Origin of the sequence: Aeromonas sp. QDB56 (assembly GCF_027705505.1) — a bacterium.
Classification (GTDB): domain Bacteria; phylum Pseudomonadota; class Gammaproteobacteria; order Enterobacterales; family Aeromonadaceae; genus Aeromonas; species Aeromonas caviae.
Window position 1 is genome coordinate 1 of sequence record NZ_JAPDBZ010000007.1, and the last position, 20,379, is coordinate 20,379.

General features: G+C 65.4%; 18 protein-coding genes. 13 read left to right on the forward strand and 5 right to left on the reverse strand.

Annotation, left to right across the window (positions count from 1 at the left end):
* Positions 1 to 300: 300 nt before the first annotated feature.
* A complete protein-coding gene (gene dbpA / locus OKB81_RS02030) occupies positions 301 to 1,680 on the forward strand; it encodes an ATP-dependent RNA helicase DbpA (RefSeq protein ID WP_039039771.1) in 1,380 nt (459 codons plus the stop codon).
* A gap of 86 nt (positions 1,681 to 1,766) precedes the next feature.
* Complete coding sequence (locus tag OKB81_RS02035; RefSeq protein WP_039039772.1) at positions 1,767 to 2,057, forward strand: YkgJ family cysteine cluster protein; 291 nt, start codon at positions 1,767 to 1,769, stop codon at positions 2,055 to 2,057.
* A 9-nt stretch (positions 2,058 to 2,066) separates the two neighbouring features.
* Here the strand turns inward: OKB81_RS02035 and OKB81_RS02040 are convergent, their stop codons facing one another.
* The gene (locus OKB81_RS02040; RefSeq protein WP_200164893.1) at positions 2,067 to 2,459 is read right to left on the reverse strand and encodes a hypothetical protein; all 393 of its coding nucleotides are present in this window, start codon (positions 2,457 to 2,459) and stop codon (positions 2,067 to 2,069) included.
* A 284-nt stretch (positions 2,460 to 2,743) separates the two neighbouring features.
* Between OKB81_RS02040 and OKB81_RS02045 the strand changes: the two genes are divergently transcribed.
* The gene (locus tag OKB81_RS02045; protein WP_134997424.1) at positions 2,744 to 4,138 is read left to right on the forward strand and encodes a PepSY-associated TM helix domain-containing protein; all 1,395 of its coding nucleotides are present in this window, start codon (positions 2,744 to 2,746) and stop codon (positions 4,136 to 4,138) included.
* 206 nt (positions 4,139 to 4,344) lie between these two features.
* Here OKB81_RS02045 and OKB81_RS02050 read toward each other — a convergent pair whose 3' ends face one another.
* On the reverse strand, positions 4,345 to 5,250 hold the full coding sequence (locus OKB81_RS02050; RefSeq protein ID WP_029313608.1) for a 1,4-dihydroxy-2-naphthoate polyprenyltransferase: 906 nt from the start codon (positions 5,248 to 5,250) through the stop codon (positions 4,345 to 4,347).
* A 210-nt stretch (positions 5,251 to 5,460) separates the two neighbouring features.
* Between OKB81_RS02050 and OKB81_RS02055 the strand changes: the two genes are divergently transcribed.
* The 8 genes from OKB81_RS02055 (at position 5,461) to OKB81_RS02090 (ending at position 16,530) form a co-directional block, all read left to right on the forward strand.
* Positions 5,461 to 6,792 (forward strand): isochorismate synthase, encoded by a 1,332-nt coding sequence (locus OKB81_RS02055; protein ID WP_043154006.1) that lies wholly within the window; start codon positions 5,461 to 5,463, stop codon positions 6,790 to 6,792.
* A gap of 33 nt (positions 6,793 to 6,825) precedes the next feature.
* Positions 6,826 to 8,571: a 2-succinyl-5-enolpyruvyl-6-hydroxy-3-cyclohexene-1-carboxylic-acid synthase gene (menD, locus tag OKB81_RS02060; protein ID WP_160836792.1), complete on the forward strand. Its 1,746-nt coding sequence runs from the start codon at positions 6,826 to 6,828 to the stop codon at positions 8,569 to 8,571.
* A complete protein-coding gene (gene menH, locus OKB81_RS02065; protein ID WP_160836794.1) occupies positions 8,561 to 9,325 on the forward strand; it encodes a 2-succinyl-6-hydroxy-2,4-cyclohexadiene-1-carboxylate synthase in 765 nt (254 codons plus the stop codon). Before menD ends, menH begins: the two co-directional genes overlap by 11 nt.
* Positions 9,318 to 10,178, forward strand: a complete 861-nt coding sequence (gene menB / locus OKB81_RS02070) for a 1,4-dihydroxy-2-naphthoyl-CoA synthase (protein ID WP_039039779.1) — start codon at positions 9,318 to 9,320, stop codon at positions 10,176 to 10,178. The genes menH and menB overlap by 8 nt, the downstream gene beginning before the upstream one ends.
* Positions 10,178 to 11,107, forward strand: a complete 930-nt coding sequence (menC, locus tag OKB81_RS02075; protein WP_041212276.1) for an o-succinylbenzoate synthase — start codon at positions 10,178 to 10,180, stop codon at positions 11,105 to 11,107. The genes menB and menC overlap by 1 nt, the downstream gene beginning before the upstream one ends.
* A gap of 3 nt (positions 11,108 to 11,110) precedes the next feature.
* Complete coding sequence (gene menE, locus OKB81_RS02080) at positions 11,111 to 12,511, forward strand: o-succinylbenzoate--CoA ligase (protein WP_160836796.1); 1,401 nt, start codon at positions 11,111 to 11,113, stop codon at positions 12,509 to 12,511.
* A 176-nt stretch (positions 12,512 to 12,687) separates the two neighbouring features.
* Positions 12,688 to 15,435: a collagenase gene (locus OKB81_RS02085; RefSeq protein ID WP_160836836.1), complete on the forward strand. Its 2,748-nt coding sequence runs from the start codon at positions 12,688 to 12,690 to the stop codon at positions 15,433 to 15,435.
* A gap of 156 nt (positions 15,436 to 15,591) precedes the next feature.
* Positions 15,592 to 16,530 carry a SanA/YdcF family protein gene (locus tag OKB81_RS02090; RefSeq protein ID WP_160836798.1) on the forward strand — a complete coding sequence of 313 codons (939 nt, stop codon included), beginning with the start codon at positions 15,592 to 15,594 and terminating at the stop codon, positions 16,528 to 16,530.
* A 53-nt stretch (positions 16,531 to 16,583) separates the two neighbouring features.
* Here the strand turns inward: OKB81_RS02090 and OKB81_RS02095 are convergent, their stop codons facing one another.
* Together OKB81_RS02095 and OKB81_RS02100 are read right to left on the reverse strand one after the other, a co-directional pair.
* On the reverse strand, positions 16,584 to 17,198 hold the full coding sequence (locus OKB81_RS02095; RefSeq protein WP_160836838.1) for a superoxide dismutase: 615 nt from the start codon (positions 17,196 to 17,198) through the stop codon (positions 16,584 to 16,586).
* Positions 17,199 to 17,221: 23 nt separating this feature from the next.
* Positions 17,222 to 17,647, reverse strand: a complete 426-nt coding sequence (locus OKB81_RS02100) for a hypothetical protein (RefSeq protein WP_029313599.1) — start codon at positions 17,645 to 17,647, stop codon at positions 17,222 to 17,224.
* Positions 17,648 to 17,940: 293 nt separating this feature from the next.
* Here OKB81_RS02100 and OKB81_RS02105 point away from each other — a divergent pair, with 293 nt between their 5' ends.
* Together OKB81_RS02105 and OKB81_RS02110 are read left to right on the forward strand one after the other, a co-directional pair.
* On the forward strand, positions 17,941 to 18,852 hold the full coding sequence (locus tag OKB81_RS02105) for a lipase family alpha/beta hydrolase (protein ID WP_039039783.1): 912 nt from the start codon (positions 17,941 to 17,943) through the stop codon (positions 18,850 to 18,852).
* The gene (locus tag OKB81_RS02110; protein WP_160836800.1) at positions 18,849 to 19,595 is read left to right on the forward strand and encodes a lipase secretion chaperone; all 747 of its coding nucleotides are present in this window, start codon (positions 18,849 to 18,851) and stop codon (positions 19,593 to 19,595) included. The genes OKB81_RS02105 and OKB81_RS02110 overlap by 4 nt, the downstream gene beginning before the upstream one ends.
* A gap of 54 nt (positions 19,596 to 19,649) precedes the next feature.
* Here the strand turns inward: OKB81_RS02110 and OKB81_RS02115 are convergent, their stop codons facing one another.
* Positions 19,650 to 20,363 carry a hypothetical protein gene (locus OKB81_RS02115; protein WP_160836803.1) on the reverse strand — a complete coding sequence of 238 codons (714 nt, stop codon included), beginning with the start codon at positions 20,361 to 20,363 and terminating at the stop codon, positions 19,650 to 19,652.
* Positions 20,364 to 20,379: the final 16 nt, after the last annotated feature.

A 20,379-nucleotide genomic window follows, 5' to 3' on the forward strand; every position in this document is an offset into this window, starting at 1 on the left:
ATGATCTCGCACCTCGATAACTGTACGTAAGATCAGTATAGTTCGTGGTAACTGACTGCTAATCATGGGTAATCAGGAAAACGTTTTCTCGCCATTCATCATGATCTGGCCATGACCACCCTGTTCCATTGTGATCTTTTTACATACCGCAAGCCCGTCAACGCAGACAGAAGCCTCCATCGGCAACCCATGACGCCAACCGTTCAAATATTCACCGCATCCGGCGGCACATTCTGGTATGATGCGCCCCCTTGCGCACCGCGCCCCCCCATTTCTGGTTTTCCGACATAGAGTCCTTTTGTGAACAACAGCGAATTTAGCAGCCTGAACCTCTCCTCCGCCCTGCAGGACAACCTCGCCAGCCTGGGCTATCTGCAGATGACCCCGATCCAGGCCCAGAGCCTGCCCCTGGTGCTCGACGGCAAAGATTTGATCGCCAAGGCGAAAACCGGCAGCGGCAAGACCGCGGCCTTCGGCCTGGGTCTGCTGGCCAAGCTGGACGTCAACCGGCTGGCCGTGCAGGCGCTGGTGCTCTGTCCGACCCGCGAGCTGGCGGATCAGGTGGCCACCGAGATCCGTCGTCTCGCCCGCACCCTGCCCAACGTCAAGCTGGTGACCCTGTGCGGCGGCACCCCGACCGCACCGCAATCCGCCACCCTGGGCTTTGGCGCCCACATCGCCGTCGGCACCCCGGGCCGGATCCTCAAGCACCTGGAGCAGGGCACCCTTGAGCTCGACGACCTCAAGACGCTGGTGCTGGACGAAGCGGATCGCATGCTGGACATGGGCTTTGGCGAAGACATCAACCGCGTCATCAGCCACGCCCCGCGGGATCGCCAGACCCTGCTCTTCTCCGCCACCTATCCGGAAGGGATCGCCCAGATGAGCCGCGGCGTGCAACGCAACCCGGTGGAGGTGAGCGTGGAGTCCCTGCACGAAGAGAGCGCCATCGAACAGAAGTTGTATGAAGTGCCGGCCGGCCAGCGCCTCGATGCCCTCACCTGGCTGCTCAGCCACTACCAACCGGGCTCCTGCGTGGTGTTCTGCAACACCAAGCGCGCCTGCAACGACGTGGCCGATCACCTGGCCGCCAAGGGCTTCTCGGCGCTGGCGCTGAACGGTGACCTGGAACAGCGTGAGCGGGATCAGGTGCTGGTGCGCTTCGCCAACGGCAGCGCCACCATACTGGTCGCCACCGACGTGGCGGCCCGCGGCCTCGACATCAAGGAGCTGGGGGCCGTCATCAACTACGAGCTCACCTACGACCCCGAGGTGCACGTGCACCGCATCGGCCGTACCGGCCGTGCCGGCCAGCAGGGCCTGGCCCTGAGCCTCTACCAGCCGAACGAGGCCCAGCGCGTCAACTTCATCGAGGAGTACCAGCAGGCCCCCATTCCCCAGGGCGACCTGGCCGGGATCGGCCGCGACATCAAGCCGATCGCGCCGCAGATGGTGACCCTCTCCATCGATGCGGGCCGCAAGAGCAAGGTGCGTGCCGGTGACATCCTCGGCGCCCTGACCGGCGAAGGCGGTATTGCCGGGGCCGATGTGGGCAAGATCCAGATTTCCGAGCAGTACTCCTACGTGGCGGTGAAGCGCCAGGTGGCGAGCGCCGCCCTCAAGCGGTTGCAGGAAGGCAAGATCAAGGGGCGCAGCTACCGTGCCCGCAAACTGGGCTAAGGTATTTCATACGCCCCAGCCAGACCACAGGCGCCTGACAGGCGCCTGTTTCATATAATTCGCCGCCATGCGGCAAGACAGGTGACATGACCCAAGCAATCCAGAGCGATGTGAGCTGCCAGAACTGCGAAGCCTGCTGCTGCCGCCTCGAGGTGATGCTCTTCACCGACACCGGCGTGCCGGACCGCTATATCGAGGAGCGGGAAGGAGAAGTGCCCGTGATGCACAGACTGGAAGATGGCTGGTGCGCCGCCCTCGACCGCAACACCATGATGTGTCGCATCTACGAGGTGCGGCCGCTTATCTGCCGTGAATTCGAGATGGGGGAGCCCGACTGCCTCGACGAGCGGGACAAGTGGTTCATCAGGCTGGAATGAACGGGAAGTTCAACCCGTGCTGACGTGGATCTCCTTACCTTGCAGCCCCTCGAGGCGCTGTGTCAGCCAGTGGATGGCCTGTGCTTCCTCCTCGAAATAGCGCACCTCCTGAAAGGGAAGCTCGCTGAAGACGTGATCCGCCAGATAACGTTTGAAATCCCCGATCATGACCACCGCCAGAAAGGCGCAGCCATGAGTGGCGCACCAGTTGAACTGGCGACGAAAACGGGCCAGCACCTCGGGGCCGGCGGCCTCGAACTCGGTCGCGACCTCGACGATGCCCCAGGGGGCTCCCTGCAAACGGCTTATCTGCTGGCTGAACTTGCCCTCATAGGCCATGGCGCCTGCCAGGTTGAAAGGGCCGCTCGGCCGACAGATCAGCAGTTGCCCTTGTCGCTGCATCTCAAAATGGCCGTGTGCTTGCACGTTCACCTCCTGCCTTGAGTCCTTCGCTGCGGCTGATATGCCCTGTGTTGCCACAAAGTAAGAATTTATCCCCGAAAAGTCCATGAAGCTCCCCGCATTGTGAACGGAAAGCTCCATTCAACCCCCTTTTTACCCCGATGGCGGAATGTACATTTCTTCGACATGTTCTGTTGCAGTTAACAAAACGTTGCTGTTATTATCCGCGCCACTCAAAACATTCCACCTACTGAAACCTTTTGGCGTTCACCCAGGGATCAACGATGAAGCAGCAAGACGCAAGTTATTACCAACGGATCTGGCGCTGGCATTTCTATGCCGGTCTCTTCGTCGCCCCCTTCCTGATCCTGCTCTCCCTCACCGGCATCGTCTATCTGTTCAAACCGCAGCTGGACAACCTGCTCTACCCCCAGCTGATGAAGGTGACGCCCGCCACCCAGACCCTGAGTGCCGACCAGCTGCTGGCCAAGGCAACCATCGCCATGCCGGACGCCAGCCTGCGCAAATACCTGCCCCCGGTGGCAGCAGACGCGAGCGCCCAGATAGTCGTGATGCGTGAAGGGCAGGAGCTGACCCTCTTCATGGATCCCGCGAACGGCGCCCTGCTCGGCACCATGGACAACAAGTGGAACCTGCAGGCGGTGGCGCGCGCTCTCCATGCGGAGCTGATGCTTGGCACCACGGGAGATCGCCTGATCGAGCTGGCCGCAGGCTGGGGAATCGTGCTCCTCGTCAGCGGACTCTATCTCTGGTGGCCCCGCAAGGGGCCGGGTGTGGGGGGCATCCTCTGGCCGAGAATGCACCAGCGCGGCCGTCTCTGGTGGCGTGATCTGCACGCCGTGGTCGGCTTCTGGGGCGCGGGTTTCCTGCTGCTGCTGCTACTGACGGGCATGACCTGGACCGGTTTCTGGGGCGGCCAGTTCGCCGATGTCTGGAACCGCTTCCCTGCGGCCATGTGGAACGAGGTGCCCAAGTCGGCCCCCCTCACCCGCAGCCTCAACCAGGCTCACGAACAGACCGTCTCCTGGGGGGCCGAGACCCTGCCCATGCCGAGCTCCCAACCCACGGCAGAGAGCCATGATCACAGCGCCATGACCCATGGCGGCGGACACGAGGGCATGGTCATGGCCAGCCATTGCATTCCGCTGCAACAGGTGGTCGACATCGCCAGCGAGCGGGGGGTCAGCCCGGGTTACAGCATCACCCCCCCGGTCGGTGAAACCGGCGTCTATACCATCGCCATCTTTGCCGATGATCCCCGCAACGACGCCACCCTGCACATCGACCAATACAGCGGCAAGGTGCTGGTCGACGTGCGTTGGCAGGATTACGGCCCGGTCGCCAAGACGGTGGAAACCGGCGTCATGCTGCACATGGGCAAGCTCTACGGCTGGCCGCACCAGCTCGTCATGCTGCTCATCTGCCTGATGATTCTGGCAAGCTCGGTGAGCGGGCTCTGGCTCTGGTGGAGCCGCCGTCCCAGTGGTCGCCTCGCCGCCCCGCCCCTGCCCGCCAAGCTGCCTCCCATGGGCGGTGCCATCGCGGTGCTGGTCGTGCTCGGGATCTGCTTCCCGCTGGTGGGGGCCTCCATGGTTGCCATCTGGCTGCTGGACAGTCTCTTCTTCTCTCGCCGCACGGCCGTGGCCCAGGCAAGCTGACCCGTCAGGGGCAAGCACGCCTCATGCACTCGAGGGCTCCCTGTCGGGGGCCCTCGTCGTCTGCATCACCTGGCACCATCCTTCGCCTGGCGGCATGCTCCTCCCCTGGCGATCATCACATCGGTCTGATGAAACAACAACGCATCGACACATCAGCAAAAAGGGCTCCCGTTCGGGAGCCCTTTTCATTGCCAAACGCGTCGGCCTCAGGTGAGCGCCAGCCCGGCAGAGAGCAGCAGGCTGAACAGAAATGCGCTGATGGCGGTCTTCTTGAGGGCGCCGGTCAGCACCTCGCCATCGAAACTCTCTCGCAGGGTGCGGGCGGCATCGGTGAGGGGCTTCATGGCGGGCAGGAAGATCCAGGGCCAGAGGCTCGCAGGCTGAGTCAGCAGGAAGGCGATGGTCGCCAGCAGCGCCGCCCCCAGCAAGACCCAGTGATAGGCGATGGCCCGGTTGCGGCCAAGGCGCACCGCCAGGGTGATCTTGCCGCTGGCGGCATCGGTCTCGATGTCCCGCACGTTGTTGATGTTGAGCACGGCAGTCGCCAGCAGGCCGCAGGCGGTGGCGGGCAGCAACAGGTCCCACTCCAGGCTATGGGTGAAGAGGTAGTAGGAGCCGAGCACCCCCAGCAGGCCGAAGAACAGGAACACCGAGATGTCCCCGAAGCCGCGATAGCCGTAGGGGCTCTTGCCCACCGTGTAGGTGATGGCCGCGACGATGGCCGCTCCCCCCAGCAGGATGAACGTCAGGATCTGCTGCCACGCCTCCCCGAAGGCGCAGACCAGCAGGGAGAGGCCGCTCACCACGGCCGCCAGGGCGGTCAGCCCCATGGCCACACACATCTGGTGCCGGGTGATGAGGCCGGAAACCACGGCGCGCTGGGGACCGATCCGCTCCCCGTTGTCGGCACCGGAGACCGCATCGCCATAGTCGTTGGCCAGATTGGAGAGAATTTGCAGCAGGATGGCGGTCAGCAGGGAGAGCCCCATGATGGTGCCGTCGAACGCTCCCCGGCTGGCTGCCAGCCCCGAGCCCAGCAAGATGGAGGAGCACGCCAGGGGCAGTGTTCGCAAACGCGCCGCCAGCAACCAAACAGAGAAGGTATTTGTCATATTGTGATGGCCAAACAATCAGATATTGATCGTGTTAAGGGTTATCGAACCGGATTTAGGTATACTTGGCTGCGCGGGGGCGTCGGCTCCCCCGGGCAATTTACATGGACGAATGGGCAGATAATATATAGGAAATCGTCGCCCTTTGGCATCAACCTGCGCCATCCTCCCCCGGAGCGATCGCGATTATCCGGCTCAGACTAGACATCCATGTTGGCTCAGACCCACCTCAAGCAACAACTGGACGCCCTGCGTCACAGCACTGTCAGCGGTTTCGTGCGACTGCGCGTGGCCGCTCACGTCGACGTCTTTCCCGGCTGGTTGGCGGCCCAGACGCTCTACCCCCGCATCTATTGGCACGCCAGAGGGCAACAGAGCCCCGAGTACGTGGCGCTTGGCGCCATTCACGAGCTGACCCGGCCGGAGGATATCCAGCGGGTCTGCGACCTTGCCGGCACGGCCAGTGAAGACAGCCCTCGCTACTACGGCGGTCTGGCGTTCGACCCGGATCTGCCCGGCTGGCAGGGGTTTGGCCCCTGCCGCTTCGTGCTGCCCCGCATCGAGCTGGTACGCCGGGGGGAGTGCACCAGCCTCTGCCTCAATCTCTGGCTGCCCGCCCGGGAAGAGGGTCACGCATTCGAAGCCGAACTCTGCGCCGCCGAGGCGGCGCTCGATGCCCTGCAACCCGAGGCCCCCCTGCCCGCCCTGCAAAAGCGGCCATGGCAGCGCCAGGACCTGCCGGGCCCTGCCCAGTGGCAGACCCTGGTGGAGCAGGTCACGGCCCCCGACTTCCAGGCCCGCACCCCCAAGGTGGTGCTGTCGCGGGAGAGCCTGCTCCAGAGCGAGGCGCACGATGCGCCCCTCTGCCCCTGGTCCCTGCTGACACAGTGGGCCCGCCACGCCCAGGAGTGCTTCCACTTCGGCTTTCAGTTCTCCCCCGAGCAGAGCTTCATCTCCTGCTCCCCCGAGCGCCTCTACCGCCGGGAGAAGGGCCACCTCTTTACCGAGGCGCTGGCAGGCACCATTCGCCGTTCCGGGGATGAGGCGACCGACGCGGCCCTGGCTGCCGAGCTGCTGGCCGACAGCAAGAACCGGCTGGAGAACCGGCTGGTTCACGCCGACATTCTCAGCCGCCTGGCACCCCTCACGACCGATGCCACCCTGACCGAGCCGCGCATTCTGAAATTGCGGCTGCTGCAACACCTCAAGTGCGACATCGAGGCCGAGCTCAAACCCGGCGTCTGCGACTGGCAACTGCTGGCTGCCCTGCACCCCACCCCCGCCGTGGGGGGCGCCCCCCGCGAGGCGGCGCTCGCCTTCATCCGTGAATGCGAGCCCCATGATCGCGGCTGGTATGCCGGTGCCTGTGGCATGCTGAGCCGGGAGACCTCGGAGTTCTCCGTCGCCATTCGCAGCGCCCGGATCAGGGGCCCGCGCATCAGCCTGTTCGCCGGTGCCGGCATAGTGGCGGGATCGGAGCCCGCCGCCGAGTGGGCCGAACTCGACAACAAGATCGCCAACGTGCTCTCCCTGCTGGGATAGCGTTTCTCACCGACTCCTCACTGCGAGAGCTTCATGTCCGCCAGCCACGTGTCCGCGCATCACGCCTTTGCCAGCCATCACGCCACCTTCAACCATGTCTGGTCCTCCCTCTTGCTGGAAGAGCTCTTTCGCCTCGGCGTGCGCGACATCGCTCTGGCCTCCGGCTCCCGCTCGGCGCCGCTCACCATGGCCGCCGCAGCCCACCCGGGCTTTCGCCGCCACCTGCACTTCGACGAGCGGGGTCTGGGCTTCATGGCGCTGGGGCTGGCCAAGGGGAGCGGCCGCCCGGTGGCGGTCATCATGACCTCGGGCACTGCGGTGGCCAACCTCTGGCCCGCGGTGGCGGAAGCCCAGCTCACCGGGGTACCGCTCATCATTCTCTCTGCCGACAGGCCACCCGAGCTCATCGACAACGGGGCCAACCAGGCCATTGATCAGCCGGGGATCTTCGGTCGCTACCCCGTCTATCAGCAAAATCTGCCGAGCCCCACTCCCGCCATTCCGGCGGCCTTCGTGCTGAGCTCGGTGGATCAGGCCCTGGCCCGACAGGCGCACACCCCGGGGCCGGTGCACTTCAACTGCATGTACCCCGAGCCCCTCTATCCCGGCGATACCTACCTGGACTTTGCCGACTACCTGGCGCCTCTCGGCGACTGGCTGCACTCGGCCAAGCCCTGGAGCCCCTGGCTGGCTGGCGAGCCAGGCTGCCCCGCCCAGCCGGACTGGGAGGAGCTGAAGGGCAAGTGCGGTGTCATCGTCGCCGGATGCATCCAGGATCCGGGGCAAGGCAAGGCGGTGGCCGAGCTGGCCGACCGCCTCGGCTGGCCCCTGCTGGCAGATCTGCAAAGCCAGATCCGCTTCGATGATCGCAACCTCGTCCACACGGATCTCGCCCTGCAACACAGCGACTTCGTGGCCGAGCTGGCCCGCGCCGAGGTACTGCTGCAATTCGGCGCCCGCCTCATCTCCAAGCGCCTCGGCCAGTTCATCAAACAACACCCCTGGCAGGATTACTGGCTGGTGGACCCGCAGCCGGCACGCCTCGACCCCGACTACCGGCTGCGTCGTCGTCTGGTCTGCGACCCCGCCGCCTTTGCGGCCGCCCATCCAATCCCCCATTCGCAGCAGCCCTGGCACCAGTTGGCCGCGCGCCAGCAGGCCATCAGCCAGCAGATCCGCACCGCCTGTGATCGCTTCTCGGAGCTAGGGGTGTGCCACCGCCTGAATCAGCTCATCCAGGGTCAGTTGTTCGTCGGCAACAGCATGCCGGCCCGGCTGATGGACATGCTGGGCGAGGTGGGCAAGGGCCCCAGCCGGGTGATGACCAACCGCGGCGCCTCCGGCATCGATGGCCTTATCGCCACCGCATACGGCTTCGCACAGTCGGTCCCGCCTGACAGTCGCGAGCCCACCACCCTGCTGCTCGGGGATCTCAGCGCCCTGCACGATCTCAACAGCCTGGCGCTGCTCGGCAAGGGGAGCCGCCCCCTGGTGGTGATCCTGCTCAACAACGACGGCGGCAGCATCTTCCGCATGCTGCCTGTGCCCACCCAGGAAGCGCTGCTGGAGACCTACTACTGCCTGCCCCACGGCCTGCACTTCGAGCACGCCGCCGCCATGTTCGGCCTGCACTACCGGACCCCCACCACCCTCGACGCATTTGAGCGGGACTATGCCGCAGCCCTGAAAAACGGGGTAACCCTGATTGAAATCAAGGTACCGAGCAGTGAAGTCGCCGAGGATCTCAAGGCACTGGGAGCCGCTATCCGTGGTCTCTGATCCCGCCGCGCCGCTGGTGCTGCTGCACGGCCTGCTGGGGGACGCCGACGACTGGCGACCTGTCATCCAGGCCCTGCCCGGCGTCCCGTGCCATGCCCTGGATCTGCCGGGCCACGGCCGCAACCGGGCACTGCGGGTGAGCGGCTTTGACGAGGCCCATCGCTGGCTCTGCCACGAGCTGGCCGCGCGGGATATCGCCCACTACCGGCTGGTGGGGTATTCGCTGGGGGGGCGGCTCGCGCTTCATCACGCCAGCCATTCCCCGGCGGGGTTGCAGGCCCTGCTGCTGGAGAACTGCCACCCCGGGCTGCCTGCCGGTGAACGTCCGGCCCGCATCGCTCACGATGAAGCCTGGGCCCGGCGTTTCGAGTGCGAGCCCCTGACCCGGGTGCTTGCCGACTGGTACCGCCAGGGCGTCTTCGCCGACCTGGACGACGATGCCCGCACCCGCCAGGCCGCACGCCGCCTTGGCAACGACGGCAAGGCCGTGGCCGCCATGCTGAGGGCCACGTCCCTGGGGCGGCAGCCGGATCTCGCCCCCTGGCTTCGGGATACCCGGCTGCCGGTGCAGTGGGTCTCCGGCAACCGGGATCACAAATTCCATGCCCTCGCTTGCCAGTTGGTAAAGCAAGGCTGCAATATCAAACACTTGGCTCTGGATGGCGGACACAATCTGCACACAAGCCAGCCCGATACCTTTGCCCGGCTCCTGCGGGAGTGGGCTCACCAACCAGAAGAGAAGATCCATGATTGAAGCAATGACGGAAGCCGAGCTCTATGCCCCTGTCGAGTGGCACGACTGCTCCGCCGGTTACGAGGACATCCTCTATCACAAGTCCCCAGAGGGCATTGCCAAGATCACCATCAACCGTCCCCAGGTGCGCAACGCCTTCCGCCCCCGTACCGTGAAAGAGATGCTGCAAGCCCTGGCCGATGCCCGCTACGACGACAAGGTCGGCTCCATCATCCTCACCGGCTTCGGCGAGAAGGCCTTCTGCGCCGGCGGCGACCAGAAGATCCGCGGCGACTACGGTGGCTACAAGGACGATGAAGGCACCCATCACCTCAACGTGCTCGACTTCCAGCGTGACATCCGTACCTGCCCCAAACCCGTGGTGGCCATGGTGGCTGGCTACGCCGTCGGTGGCGGCCACGTGCTGCACATGATGTGCGACCTGACCATCGCCGCCGACAACGCCCAGTTCGGCCAGACCGGCCCCAAGGTGGGCTCCTTCGACGGCGGCTGGGGCGCCTCCTACATGGCCCGCATCGTCGGCCAGAAGAAGGCTCGGGAGATCTGGTTCCTCTGCCGCCTCTACGACGCCAAACAGGCCCTCGACATGGGGCTGGTCAACACCGTCGTGCCCCTGGCCGAGCTGGAGCGTGAAACCGTGCGCTGGTGCCGCGAGATGCTGCAACACAGCCCCATGGCCCTGCGCTGCCTGAAGGCGGCCCTCAACGCCGACTGCGACGGCCAGGCCGGTTTGCAGGAGCTGGCAGGCAATGCCACCATGCTGTTCTACATGACCGAAGAGGGTCAGGAAGGGCGCAATGCATTCAACGAGAAACGCCGTCCCGACTTCTCCAAATACAAGCGGAATCCCTGATGACACTCGCCCTCTACCGCTACCAACTGCCCTTTACCCAGCCCCTGGCCTTTCACGGTCAGTTGCAGGTAGCGCGCGAGGGCCTGCTGGTACGCATCGACGATGGCTGGGGGGAGATAGCCCCCCTGCCAGGATTTTCCAAAGAGACCCTGGCCGACGCCCAGGCTGAGGCCCTCGACTGTCTGGCGCAGTTGGCGCGGGGACAGACCCCGACGCCACAGCTGCCCTCGGTGCAGTTCGGGCTCGACTGCGCCCGTCGTAGCTGGCCCGAGCAGGGTGCCCCCCTGCCCGAGCCCTATCCGCTGATCCAGGGCTCCCCCCAGGAGCTGCTCAAGAACTGGAAGCAGTGGCTGCACGAGACCCCCCTCAAGGCCAAGCTGAAGGTAGCCCGCTACCCCATGCGCGACGAGCTGGCGCTGATCCGGCTGCTGCTCGATCGGCGCCCCAACCTCAAGCTGGTCCTGGACGCCAACCAGGGCTGGACCCGCGAGGAGGCCTGGGCCTTCTGCGGCCACCTGGATCCGAATCGCATCGAATACCTCGAAGATCTGTGCGCCGACTTCGAGGACATCGCCTTCGTCGCCAGCCGCACCGGCATGCCGGTGGCGCTGGACGAACTGCTGGCCCAGGGCAAGCCCTGGGAGCCCATCCCGCAACTGCGCGCCCTGGTGCTCAAGCCGACCCTGCTCGGCGCCCTGGCCAACAGCGAGGCCCTGGTGGCCCGCGCTCGCGAACTGAAGCTCAAGGTGATCGTCTCCTCCTGTTTCGAGTCTGGTCTCGGCCTCGGTCAGCTCGCCCGCCTCGCGGGGGAGTGGGCGCCGGATCAGGCCCCTGGCCTCGATACCCGCCGCTGGCTGGCCAGGGATCTGCTGGACAAGCAGGGACAACCCGATCCGGGCAGGATGGACCCCCTGTTTCACCGTGACTGATCCATGGTGACCCGTCAGATCCCACGGCAGGAAACCTGCCCGGTACGACGCTGGGCGACACTGGCCCCTCATCGTATTGCCATCCACAGCGGGGAGCCTCTTAGCTACCAGCGCCTCGACCTGCGCCTCAACAGCCTGTGCAATCAGCTCGCCCGGGCCGGGCTGGAACGGGGAGATCATCTCGCCGCCGTGGTGCGCGGCGCCCTGGAGGATGTGTTGCTGGCCTGGGCCTGCGTGCGCAGCGGCATCGTCTTCTGCCCCCTCAATCCCGCCTTTCCGGCAACCAGACACAGCGAACTGGCGAGCCAGCTCGAGGCCCGGGCATTCTGGTCGGCAGGCGAGATCCCGGCGGGCGACTGGCAAGCCCTCAGCCTCGACTTCACGGGCGATCTGGCCGCAGATGGGGAGTCCCCGCTGGTACCCGACCAGCCGAACAACATGATCCTCACCTCGGGATCCAGCGGTACCCCCAAGGCGGTGGTCCACCGCCTCGCCAACCACCTCGCCTCCGCCCGGGGTTCCGCCACCCTGATCCCCCTGGACGAAGCCTGCGGCTGGCTGCTCTCCCTGCCACTGTTTCACGTCGGCGGTTACGCCATCCTGTTTCGGGTCTTCCTGGCGGGAGCCGCCCTGGTGCTGGACGATCGCACCCGGCCCCTCAAGGCGCGGCTCGAGGATCAGCCCATCACCCACCTCTCGCTGGTGCCGACCCAGCTCTGGCGCCTGCTGGCACAGGGGTTCGACCCATCCCGCACCCGGGTGCGAGAGCTGCTGCTCGGGGGCGCCGCCATCCCGGCGCCCCTGGTCAACCGGCTGACCGCTCTGGGGCTGGAGCCCAAGGTGAGCTATGGCCTCTCCGAGATGGGCAGCCAGGTCTGCACCGGGCAACCCTGCGCCGCCGGCGTGGTGGGTCGCCCGCTGCCGGGGCGGGAGGTCTGCATCCGCCAGGGGGAGATCTGCGTGCGCGGTGAGACCCTGTTTGCCGGATATTTCAGGGAGGGCGAGCTGGTGCGCCCCCTCGATGAAGAGGGCTGGTTCCACACCCGGGATAAGGGCCGCCTCACTCCGGGGGGCGATCTGGTGGTGGAGGGGCGGCTCGACAACCTCTTCATCTCGGGGGGGGAGAACATCCAGCCCGAGACCATAGAACAGCGGCTGGTGGATCACCCCGCCGTGGCCCAGGCCCTGGTGGTGCCGGTGCCGAGCGACGAGTGGGGGCATAGGCCCGCCGCCTTCATCGACTGGCACGACGAACCTGCCCCCCCTGCCGAACTGGCCGCCTGGATCAGGCTGTCGTTACCCGGCTTCATGGTGCCGGACCAGTGGCATCCCTGGCCGGATCTCGGCGGCAATCTGAAACCCTCCCGCACCCTGCTCGCCCGCAGCTTGCGACAAGAGGAGTGACACCTCCCCCATATGGGGCGGAGTCCTTGCTATCAACACAGCCCCTTTTGGGGCTGTTTTTGTGTTGTTTGCTCCCGAATGCATCATTCCGCTGCGCCATCTGGCCAATTAATATTCCTTTGGAGCCCAATACCCTCTCTGGTCCCCACGCCTCTCCATCCACCAAAGGGATCATGATGAAGCACCTCTCTCCCCGGCTGCTGCTCCTGGCAGCCCCAGGCCTGCTCGCCACTCCGGCGCTGGCCGACTACTCCCCCTCCGACTGGCAACAGTATCAACTCAAAGGCGAATCCAGCCGTCAGCTGGGGGATCGTCTCACCGAAGTGACCTTTGAACTGAGCGCCCGCAGCGGCGACGCCCCCTATCAGCAGCTGAGGGTGTATCGCCGCTTCGACTGGCGCGATGCCAACCTGGCTGCGCTGGCAGAGCAGCAGTGCAGCGAGCCGCAGCTCAAGATCGAGCAGGGCTGGCAGATCCGCTACCTCAGCTGTGAAGAGGTGGTACCGGCCGGCAAGGCCGTCCCGGCCAGCAGCTATGACTATGGCTACGGCATGAAGCAGGGCCGCTGGGAGCCGCTGGCGGGCACCCCGACCGCGCCGCGTCAGGATCGTCTGCCGCTGGCTGAGCGGGTCATCCTGGGTCACAGCGAGCAGGAGCTGGATCGCTGCGAGCTCAACGCCGAAGGTCGCTGCGCCGAGCAGGCATGGCAGTACCAGCCGCAAAACTGGCAGCAATTGAAGGTGCTGGAAGAGACCCCCAACGAACGGGATGGTCGCCTCGAGCAGATCTTCTTCCGCCTGCAGCCCATCGCGGGCAGCCAGGCCGCCAAACAGGTGAGCGAGCTGCACGTCTGGCGCCAGTACACCTGGCTGCTGGACGAGATCAAGGCCCAGCAGGGGTGCGATGAACCCCAGACCCGTCAGGAAGGGGACAAGACCATCAGCTACCGGGTATGCCGTCAGACCCTGCCTGCGGGCAGCGAAGTGCAGGTGGTCTTGAAGGACACCGGCTATCAATACCCGGTGGGGGGCAGCGAATGGCAGACCCTGCCGGAAACAACCGAGTGGCAGGAGAGCCGGGTGCTCAACCGCCCCATCGTGCTGGCCAGCAAGGAAGAGCAGCTCGACTGTCGCCGTGCCGACGGCCGCGCCTGCTCCGAGCCGGATCTGCCGGGCACCGAACTGCTGGACGCCGAAGCGGCCAAGATAGTGCAGGATGCCAGTGGCCAGCCCGCCCCGGTCTGGCAGGAGAACTATGGTCACGATGACACCAAGCTGCTGGCCGTGTCCCGCGGCATCCAGAGCCTGCTGGCGGCCAATCAGCAGGCCCATCCGGCCATGAAGCTGCTGCTGGAATACGTGCGAGCCCACAACTACCACAACTACGGCAAGCACAAGGAAGACGGCCCGGCCGCCGCCGAGGCACTGGCCGAGGCGTTGACCGCGCTCGGCGCCCATCCGCTGCTCTACCCGGAGCAGGCCAGCGACGAGGTTGGTGCCATCATGGGCGCCTGGAGCATCGCCCTGCACGGCCAGTTCAAGAGCCCGGCAGTACAGAGCCGCTTTGGTACCATGCTCGGCGAGTTCAACCAGATGCTGGCCTACGCCACCCGCCATGCCAGCGAGATCAACGGCCAGCACGCCTGGGCGACCGGCCTGTTCGATCTGCTCAACTTCCTCGACTTCGCCAGCGACTACAGCGATCCCTTCGCCAACGACTTCCGCCAGCAGGATGGCGAGCTGCGCAAGCAGCTGCACGCCCTCGGCATGAGCGAACTCGCGTTGTGGAAAGGGCGGGATGGCGCCGATCTGTTCTTGCTCAACAACGTGCTGGATGCCTACACCCGCCTCTACCGGGTCGCCCGCTATACCCGCCCGGACGAGCTCGACGGCTACCGCAAGCTGCTGGATGACTCCGTCATCGCCCTTGTTCGCCACCACGACCTGATCCCCGGTGGCCAGCAGAGTCAGGACCTGCTGGAAGACATGTCGCTGACCCTCTCCACCTACTACCTGACCTACACGGACCGCACCAGCGAAGCCTGCATCAGCGGCGACTTCGCCGGGCTCTGCACCCCTGTCCGGGTGGAGGACGTGCTGCCGTTCGAGCACACCTGCTCGCCGACCCTGCGCCTGCGAGCCCAGGATCTGACCATGAGCCAGGCCGAGGGGATCTGCCGTGAACTGGGCGCCGAAGAGCAGCAGTTCCACCAGCAGATGGAAACTGGCTGGCAGCCGGTGGCGGACGATCACAACGAGGCGCTGGAACTGGTGGTCTTCAACTCCTCCGCCGACTGGAAACGCTACGGCAGTGCCCTGTTCGGCGGCGTCTCCACCGACAACGGCGGCATCTACCTCGAAGGGGATCCGGCTCGCCCCGGCAACCAGGCCCGCTTCTTCGCCTACGAGGCGGAGTGGAAGCGCCCAGCGTTCCAGGTGTGGAACCTGCGCCACGAGTACGTGCACTACCTGGACGGCCGCTTCAACCAGTACGGCAGCTTCGGCCACTACCCGCTCAACCGCACCACCTGGTGGTCGGAAGGGCTGGCGGAGTTCATCGCCCACGGCCAGTGCTTCGCCCGCGGTCTGGACAACGTCGCCGGCCGCCCGGCCAGCGATCGTCCGACCCTGGCCGACATCCTGCATCTGGATTACGACAAGGGCGGCGAGATGGTCTACTCCTGGTCCTACACGGTGCACCGCTTCCTGAACGAGACCGGTCGCGGCGCCAGCTGGCTGGCCATGGCCCGGGCCCTGCGAGGCCCGGATCGAGAGCAGGCCATGAGCGCCTTCGAAGCCGAGCTGGACCAGCTGATTGCCAATGACAGCGAGGCCTACCAGCAGTGGCTCGGCCGCGAGCTGCTGCCCTGGTGGGAAGCCAACAAGGACTCCGACGAGTGCAAGGCCAACGACTCTTCCCACTGAGGACGAGACGACGATGACAAGGGGCGGCCATGGCCGCCCCTTGTTGATGGCGCCGTTTGATAAGCCCGGGATCCTGGCGCGCGCTGCGACAACCTCTGCCCGAGTGAGACCCTGCGCCGCCATCAAACCTGACGCGCCACAACAACTTGTAATAGAATGGCCCCCTGTCTTCTCTTACTTCAGACCCGAACCGCACCGCGCATGAAGAAGTTTGCCAAGATCCTGCTCGCCTGCCTCTGCCTGTTGCTGGCCTCCATCGCCGCCCTGCTTGGCTACAGCGAGTGGACCGTCTCGGACGCCCGTCACTACACCTACGACGACGTCAACGCGGTGCCCTACAACCGGGTCGCCCTGGTGCTCGGCACCTCCAAATACCTGATTGGCGGCAGCCCGAACCACTACTTCAAATACCGGATCAAGGCCGCCGCCGAGCTCTACAACAACGGCAAGGTGGACTACATCCTGGTCTCCGGCGACAACGCCACCGTGCAGTACAACGAACCGCGCCAGATGCGGCGGGCCCTGATCCAGGCCGGCATTCCGGCCAGCGCCATCTACAGCGACTACGCCGGTTTTCGGACCCTGGACTCCATCGTGCGTGCCAAGGAGGTGTTCGGTCAGGCCCACTTCACCGTGGTCTCCCAGGCCTTTCACAACGAGCGCGCCATCTTCATCGCCCGCCATTTCGGCATCGAGGCGGTCGGCTTCAACGCCGTGGATCCCAGCGCCTATCAGGGCATCAAGACCCGGGTGCGCGAGGTGTTCGCCCGCCTGATGGGGCTGCTGGACCTCTACGTGCTGGACAAGGGGCCCAAGTTCCTCGGCGAGCCCATCGTCATCGGCGGCCCGGTCCCCTGCCAGGCGTTGAGCACCATAGGGGCGAGCCAGCCCTGCCTGCCCATTGCACCGCCCCCTCATCAGCCGAAAGCCAAGCAGGCAGCGGCCGTGAGCGCGGCAACCACCACCAGTGCAGCGGCTGCAACCAGCAGTGCCTTGGCCACCAGCGCAGCCGTGCCGAGCGAAGCTACGCCCGTGGATAATCCGGCTGCCGCCAGTGCGGCAAAGCCAACCGGCAGCACACTGACTCCTCAATAGCAGAGACCCGCCAACAGGCGGGTCTCTTTCATTGGGCTCGGTATTTCCGGCGATCAGGCCAGCGCGGCCACATAACGCCGTGCCACCTCATCCCAGTCGATCACGTTGTAAAACGCGGCTATGTAGTCGGGACGCTTGTTCTGGTACTTGAGGTAGTAGGCATGCTCCCACACATCCAGCCCGAGTATCGGGGTGAGCCCCTCCATCAGGGGGCTGTCCTGGTTCGCGCTGCTCACCACCTGCAACTTGCCGCTCCCATCGACCACCAGCCAGGCCCAGCCGCTGCCAAAACGGCTCAGCGCCGCCTGAGTAAAGGCCTGTCTGAAGGCCTCCAGCCCACCCAGATCCCGCTCCATCGCTGTGGCCAGCTCGCCGCCCGGCTCGCCGCCGCCCTGTGGACTCATCACCTGCCAGAACAGGCTGTGGTTGGCGTGGCCGCCGCCGTGATTGCGCACCGACCCCTGAACCTGGGCCGGCAGGCTGTCGATACGGGCAAGCAATGCCTCCAGCGGCAGGGTAGCCAGCTCCGGCAGATCGGCCAGGGCGGCATTGAGGTTGGTGACATAAGTCTGATGGTGACGGCTGTGATGGATCTCCATGGTCTTTGCATCGATATGGGGTTCCAGTGCGTCATAGGCGTAAGGAAGGGCTGGCAGGGTATGGCTCATGTTCATTGTCTCTCCTGTTGGGCTCAATGCAGTTGATGGGCAGAGCCGGTCTGACACAGACATTGACCCAGGCTGCGCTGGATGCCGTCGTGATGACCGTGTTTGCCCAGAAAGGCGAGCAGCTCGGTACGGGTGCTGCGGGCGTGGCGAACAGCCGCCTCCCGCAGGGCAGCGGAACTGGTGGGGGACTGGCTGGTGGCCAGCAGGCAATCATGGATGTGACACAGCAGGTCGGCGGCCCGATCCGGCAGGGTCATGGCCACCAGCAGATCCGCCAGGTTGTGATGGGCCACCACCAGGGCCGCCACCGCTTCGTCGGCATCATGCCAGTCGGCAAACTGCTGGCGGGCAAGCCACAGCGCCTGCTGATAGCAGTCGAGCGCCCTGGCGTACTCCCCCGCATCGAAATGGCGGTTGCCACTCAGGGTCTGCGCTTTCCAGTGCGCCATGCTGCTGTCCGCTCCGGTGGTACCGACCCACCCCTTCACCCAGGTTCCCGTCATGACTCGACCACTCAAATGATAATAATTATTATTTAACTTATTTGATGAGCAGACACAAGGAATAGTTGGTGCCGCCTTTTTTGCCCATATGGGTAGGGTTTTTCTGCAATCCCCGGTTTAGTGATCCCACCCACAGATACATTTGAGTTCAGCTACCATGCTGCCGGTACTGGCATGAGGCCGGTGCCTGCCCCGGTGACGACCAGAATGCAGCCGGTTTTTTCACAAGGACGGTGAAGATGAAAAGATGGCTATTGATGCTGTTGTGCGCCCTGCCCATGCTGGGTCAGGGGGCCGGTTATACCCAGACCCGCTACCCCATAGTGCTGGTGCACGGTCTGTTCGGTTTCGACAAGCTGCTCGGTGTCGATTACTTCTACGGCATCCCCCAGGCCCTGACCCGGGATGGCGCCAAGGTCTACGTGGCCCAGGTCTCCGCCACCCAGAGCTCGGAGCTGCGCGGTGAACAGCTGCTCAAGCAGGTGCAGCAGGTGCTCGCCATCACAGGGGCGGAGAAGGTGAACCTCATCGGCCACTCCCACGGCGGCCCCACCATTCGCTACGTCGCTTCTGTCGCCCCCGAGCTGGTCGCTTCCGCCACCAGCGTGGGCGGGGTCAACCATGGCTCGGAGATCGCCGACCTGGTGCGGGCCAAGGTGACGCCGGGCTCGGCGGCCGAAGGTCTGGCGGTGGCCGCCGCCTCGGCCCTGTCCGGGGTCATCTCGCTGCTCTCCGGGGGCAGCCAGCTGCCGCAGGATCCCCTCGCCGCCCTCGACGCCCTCACCAGCACCGGCGCCCAGCGCTTCAACCAGCGCTATCCGGAAGGGCTGCCTAGCCAGCATTGCGGTGAAGGGCCCATGCAGGCCGCCAACGGGGTCTACTACTTCTCCTGGAGCGGGCGCGGCACCATGACCAACATCCTGGATCCGGTGGATCCGGCGCTGGCGCTGACCGGCAGCTTCTTCAAGGAGCCCAGTGACGGCCTGGTCGGGGTGTGCAGCAGCCACCTCGGCAAGGTGATCGGCACCCACTACCGCATGAACCATCTGGACGAGGTGAACCAGTCGTTCGGCATTCGCCACCTGTTCGAGACAGACCCGGTCAACCTCTATCGCCAGCACGCCAACCGCCTGCAGAGGCTGGGACTATGAACAGGGCATGGCTGATGGCCGCTCCGCTGGCTGCGGCCCTGCTGCTGGGGGGCTGGCAATATTGGCCCTCCGCTGACGCAACCGCCCCTTCTCCTTCGCCGCAACATGCCGGGCCCGCGTCCCCTCTGGTCAGGCAGGCCGCACCGCCGCCGGACAAGGGCTCGCTGCAGGCCCGCCATGAAGCCTTTCTCGCGGCTGAGGGCAGCCTGACGGTGCCGACGGATCCGGGCCTGGCCAGCTTGCAGAAGCTGTTCGACGAGCGCGAACAGTTGCGCAGGCAGCGTTTCACCCCGGTCGAGCAGGAGCAGCTGTTTGCCGAGGACAGGCTGATGGAGCAGTGGACCCTGCGCCGCAAGGCGCTGGCGGAGGCCAGCGATGCCGACAAGCCGCTGCTGGCGAGTGAGCTGGAGCTCTGGCTGGCGGAGCAGCCCCAGTGGTTTCGGGAGGCGGAGGCCAACAGCCGCCTGCTCGGCGATCTGCAGGCTCTGGAGCAACTCCCCGCAGCCGGGCGTGACGCCGCACTGCGCGAACAGTTGGGACCGGAGGCGGCAGACCGGTTGCACCAGCTGGCAGAGAGCCAGCAGGGGTTCGAGCAGCAGCTGGCCGGCTATCTGGACGAGATCAGGCCCCTGCCTGCCGAGGCCCGGGTCAGCCAGCAGCCGGAGATCCTGGCACGCTGGTTCGAGCCCGGTCAGTGGCGACGGGTGGAGGCCCTCACCCGGCTCACCCTGGACGAGCAGTAACCGGCATGAAAAAGGGGCCCGCAAGTGGGCCCCCATTCTTTGACGCTGCCGCCCTTACTGCGGCTTGTTGGCACCCGGCAGCGGCTGCCAGATGAGGCGAGTCACCCGGTTGCCCTGCACCTCGCAGGTGAGGCAGAGATCCTGCCACCCCTTCTCCTGGCGCAGGGAAACTTCTCCCTTGATGCCCTCTGCACTCCTCTTGAGTTTGGCCGGCTCGAAGGTCACCTTGTCACCTCCGGCGAGCGCCATCAGCTTGCCATTGCAGAGCCACTGGGCGAGCTCGGCCCCCTTGAGCTTGACGCCCCCCTTGTCAGCCTTCTCCTCGGCGGTGCTCGGTGCAAACAACCCGCCCAGCTCGGCCGCCCGTCTGGCCAGCCAGGCTTCCCGCTGCTGCATGCTCATCTTGCTGACAAACTCCGCAGGCTGCCCCTTGTCGTCCAGCCATTGGGTCAGCTTGCCACTGTCATCGAAGGCGAACTGGGCGGCGGGCTCCTTCACCCCGAACAGCTTGCCGCCCTTGAAGTAGTAACGGCTCTCCCCTTCCTGTTTGCCCTGCTCGTTCAGGATGGGTACGGCGATGATGACAGGCGTGCCGTCGACCCAGGCCTTGATGTCAACGCCATCGTGGCTGAACAAGCGGGTATCGAGGGCGCTGTCGGCCCCCTTCTCCATCAGGGTGAACTGCTCGGCCAGGGAGGCGGCAAATGAAGGCAGGGAGCAGAGTCCCAGTCCCAAGCCGAGGCTCAGGGCGATCGCGGTTGTGCGCATAAGTGTCCTGTGGTGG

Excerpts from the sequence above, each read along its gene's own strand:
- OKB81_RS02085 (WP_160836836.1), top strand. The coding sequence starts at position 12,688 with ATGAAGCACCTCTCTCCCCGGCTGCTGCTCCTGGCAGCCCCAGGCCTG.
- menD (WP_160836792.1), top strand. The coding sequence starts at position 6,826 with ATGTCCGCCAGCCACGTGTCCGCGCATCACGCCTTTGCCAGCCATCAC.
- OKB81_RS02035 (WP_039039772.1), top strand. The coding sequence starts at position 1,767 with ATGACCCAAGCAATCCAGAGCGATGTGAGCTGCCAGAACTGCGAAGCC.
- OKB81_RS02115 (WP_160836803.1), bottom strand. The coding sequence starts at position 20,363 with ATGCGCACAACCGCGATCGCCCTGAGCCTCGGCTTGGGACTGGGACTC.
- menC (WP_041212276.1), top strand. The coding sequence starts at position 10,178 with ATGACACTCGCCCTCTACCGCTACCAACTGCCCTTTACCCAGCCCCTG.
- OKB81_RS02110 (WP_160836800.1), top strand. The coding sequence starts at position 18,849 with ATGAACAGGGCATGGCTGATGGCCGCTCCGCTGGCTGCGGCCCTGCTG.
- menB (WP_039039779.1), top strand. The coding sequence starts at position 9,318 with ATGATTGAAGCAATGACGGAAGCCGAGCTCTATGCCCCTGTCGAGTGG.
- OKB81_RS02040 (WP_200164893.1), bottom strand. The coding sequence starts at position 2,459 with ATGCAGCGACAAGGGCAACTGCTGATCTGTCGGCCGAGCGGCCCTTTC.
- OKB81_RS02105 (WP_039039783.1), top strand. The coding sequence starts at position 17,941 with ATGAAAAGATGGCTATTGATGCTGTTGTGCGCCCTGCCCATGCTGGGT.
- OKB81_RS02055 (WP_043154006.1), top strand. The coding sequence starts at position 5,461 with ATGTTGGCTCAGACCCACCTCAAGCAACAACTGGACGCCCTGCGTCAC.
- OKB81_RS02090 (WP_160836798.1), top strand. The coding sequence starts at position 15,592 with ATGGCCCCCTGTCTTCTCTTACTTCAGACCCGAACCGCACCGCGCATG.
- menE (WP_160836796.1), top strand. The coding sequence starts at position 11,111 with ATGGTGACCCGTCAGATCCCACGGCAGGAAACCTGCCCGGTACGACGC.
- OKB81_RS02100 (WP_029313599.1), bottom strand. The coding sequence starts at position 17,647 with ATGGCGCACTGGAAAGCGCAGACCCTGAGTGGCAACCGCCATTTCGAT.
- OKB81_RS02095 (WP_160836838.1), bottom strand. The coding sequence starts at position 17,198 with ATGAGCCATACCCTGCCAGCCCTTCCTTACGCCTATGACGCACTGGAA.
- OKB81_RS02045 (WP_134997424.1), top strand. The coding sequence starts at position 2,744 with ATGAAGCAGCAAGACGCAAGTTATTACCAACGGATCTGGCGCTGGCAT.
- OKB81_RS02050 (WP_029313608.1), bottom strand. The coding sequence starts at position 5,250 with ATGACAAATACCTTCTCTGTTTGGTTGCTGGCGGCGCGTTTGCGAACA.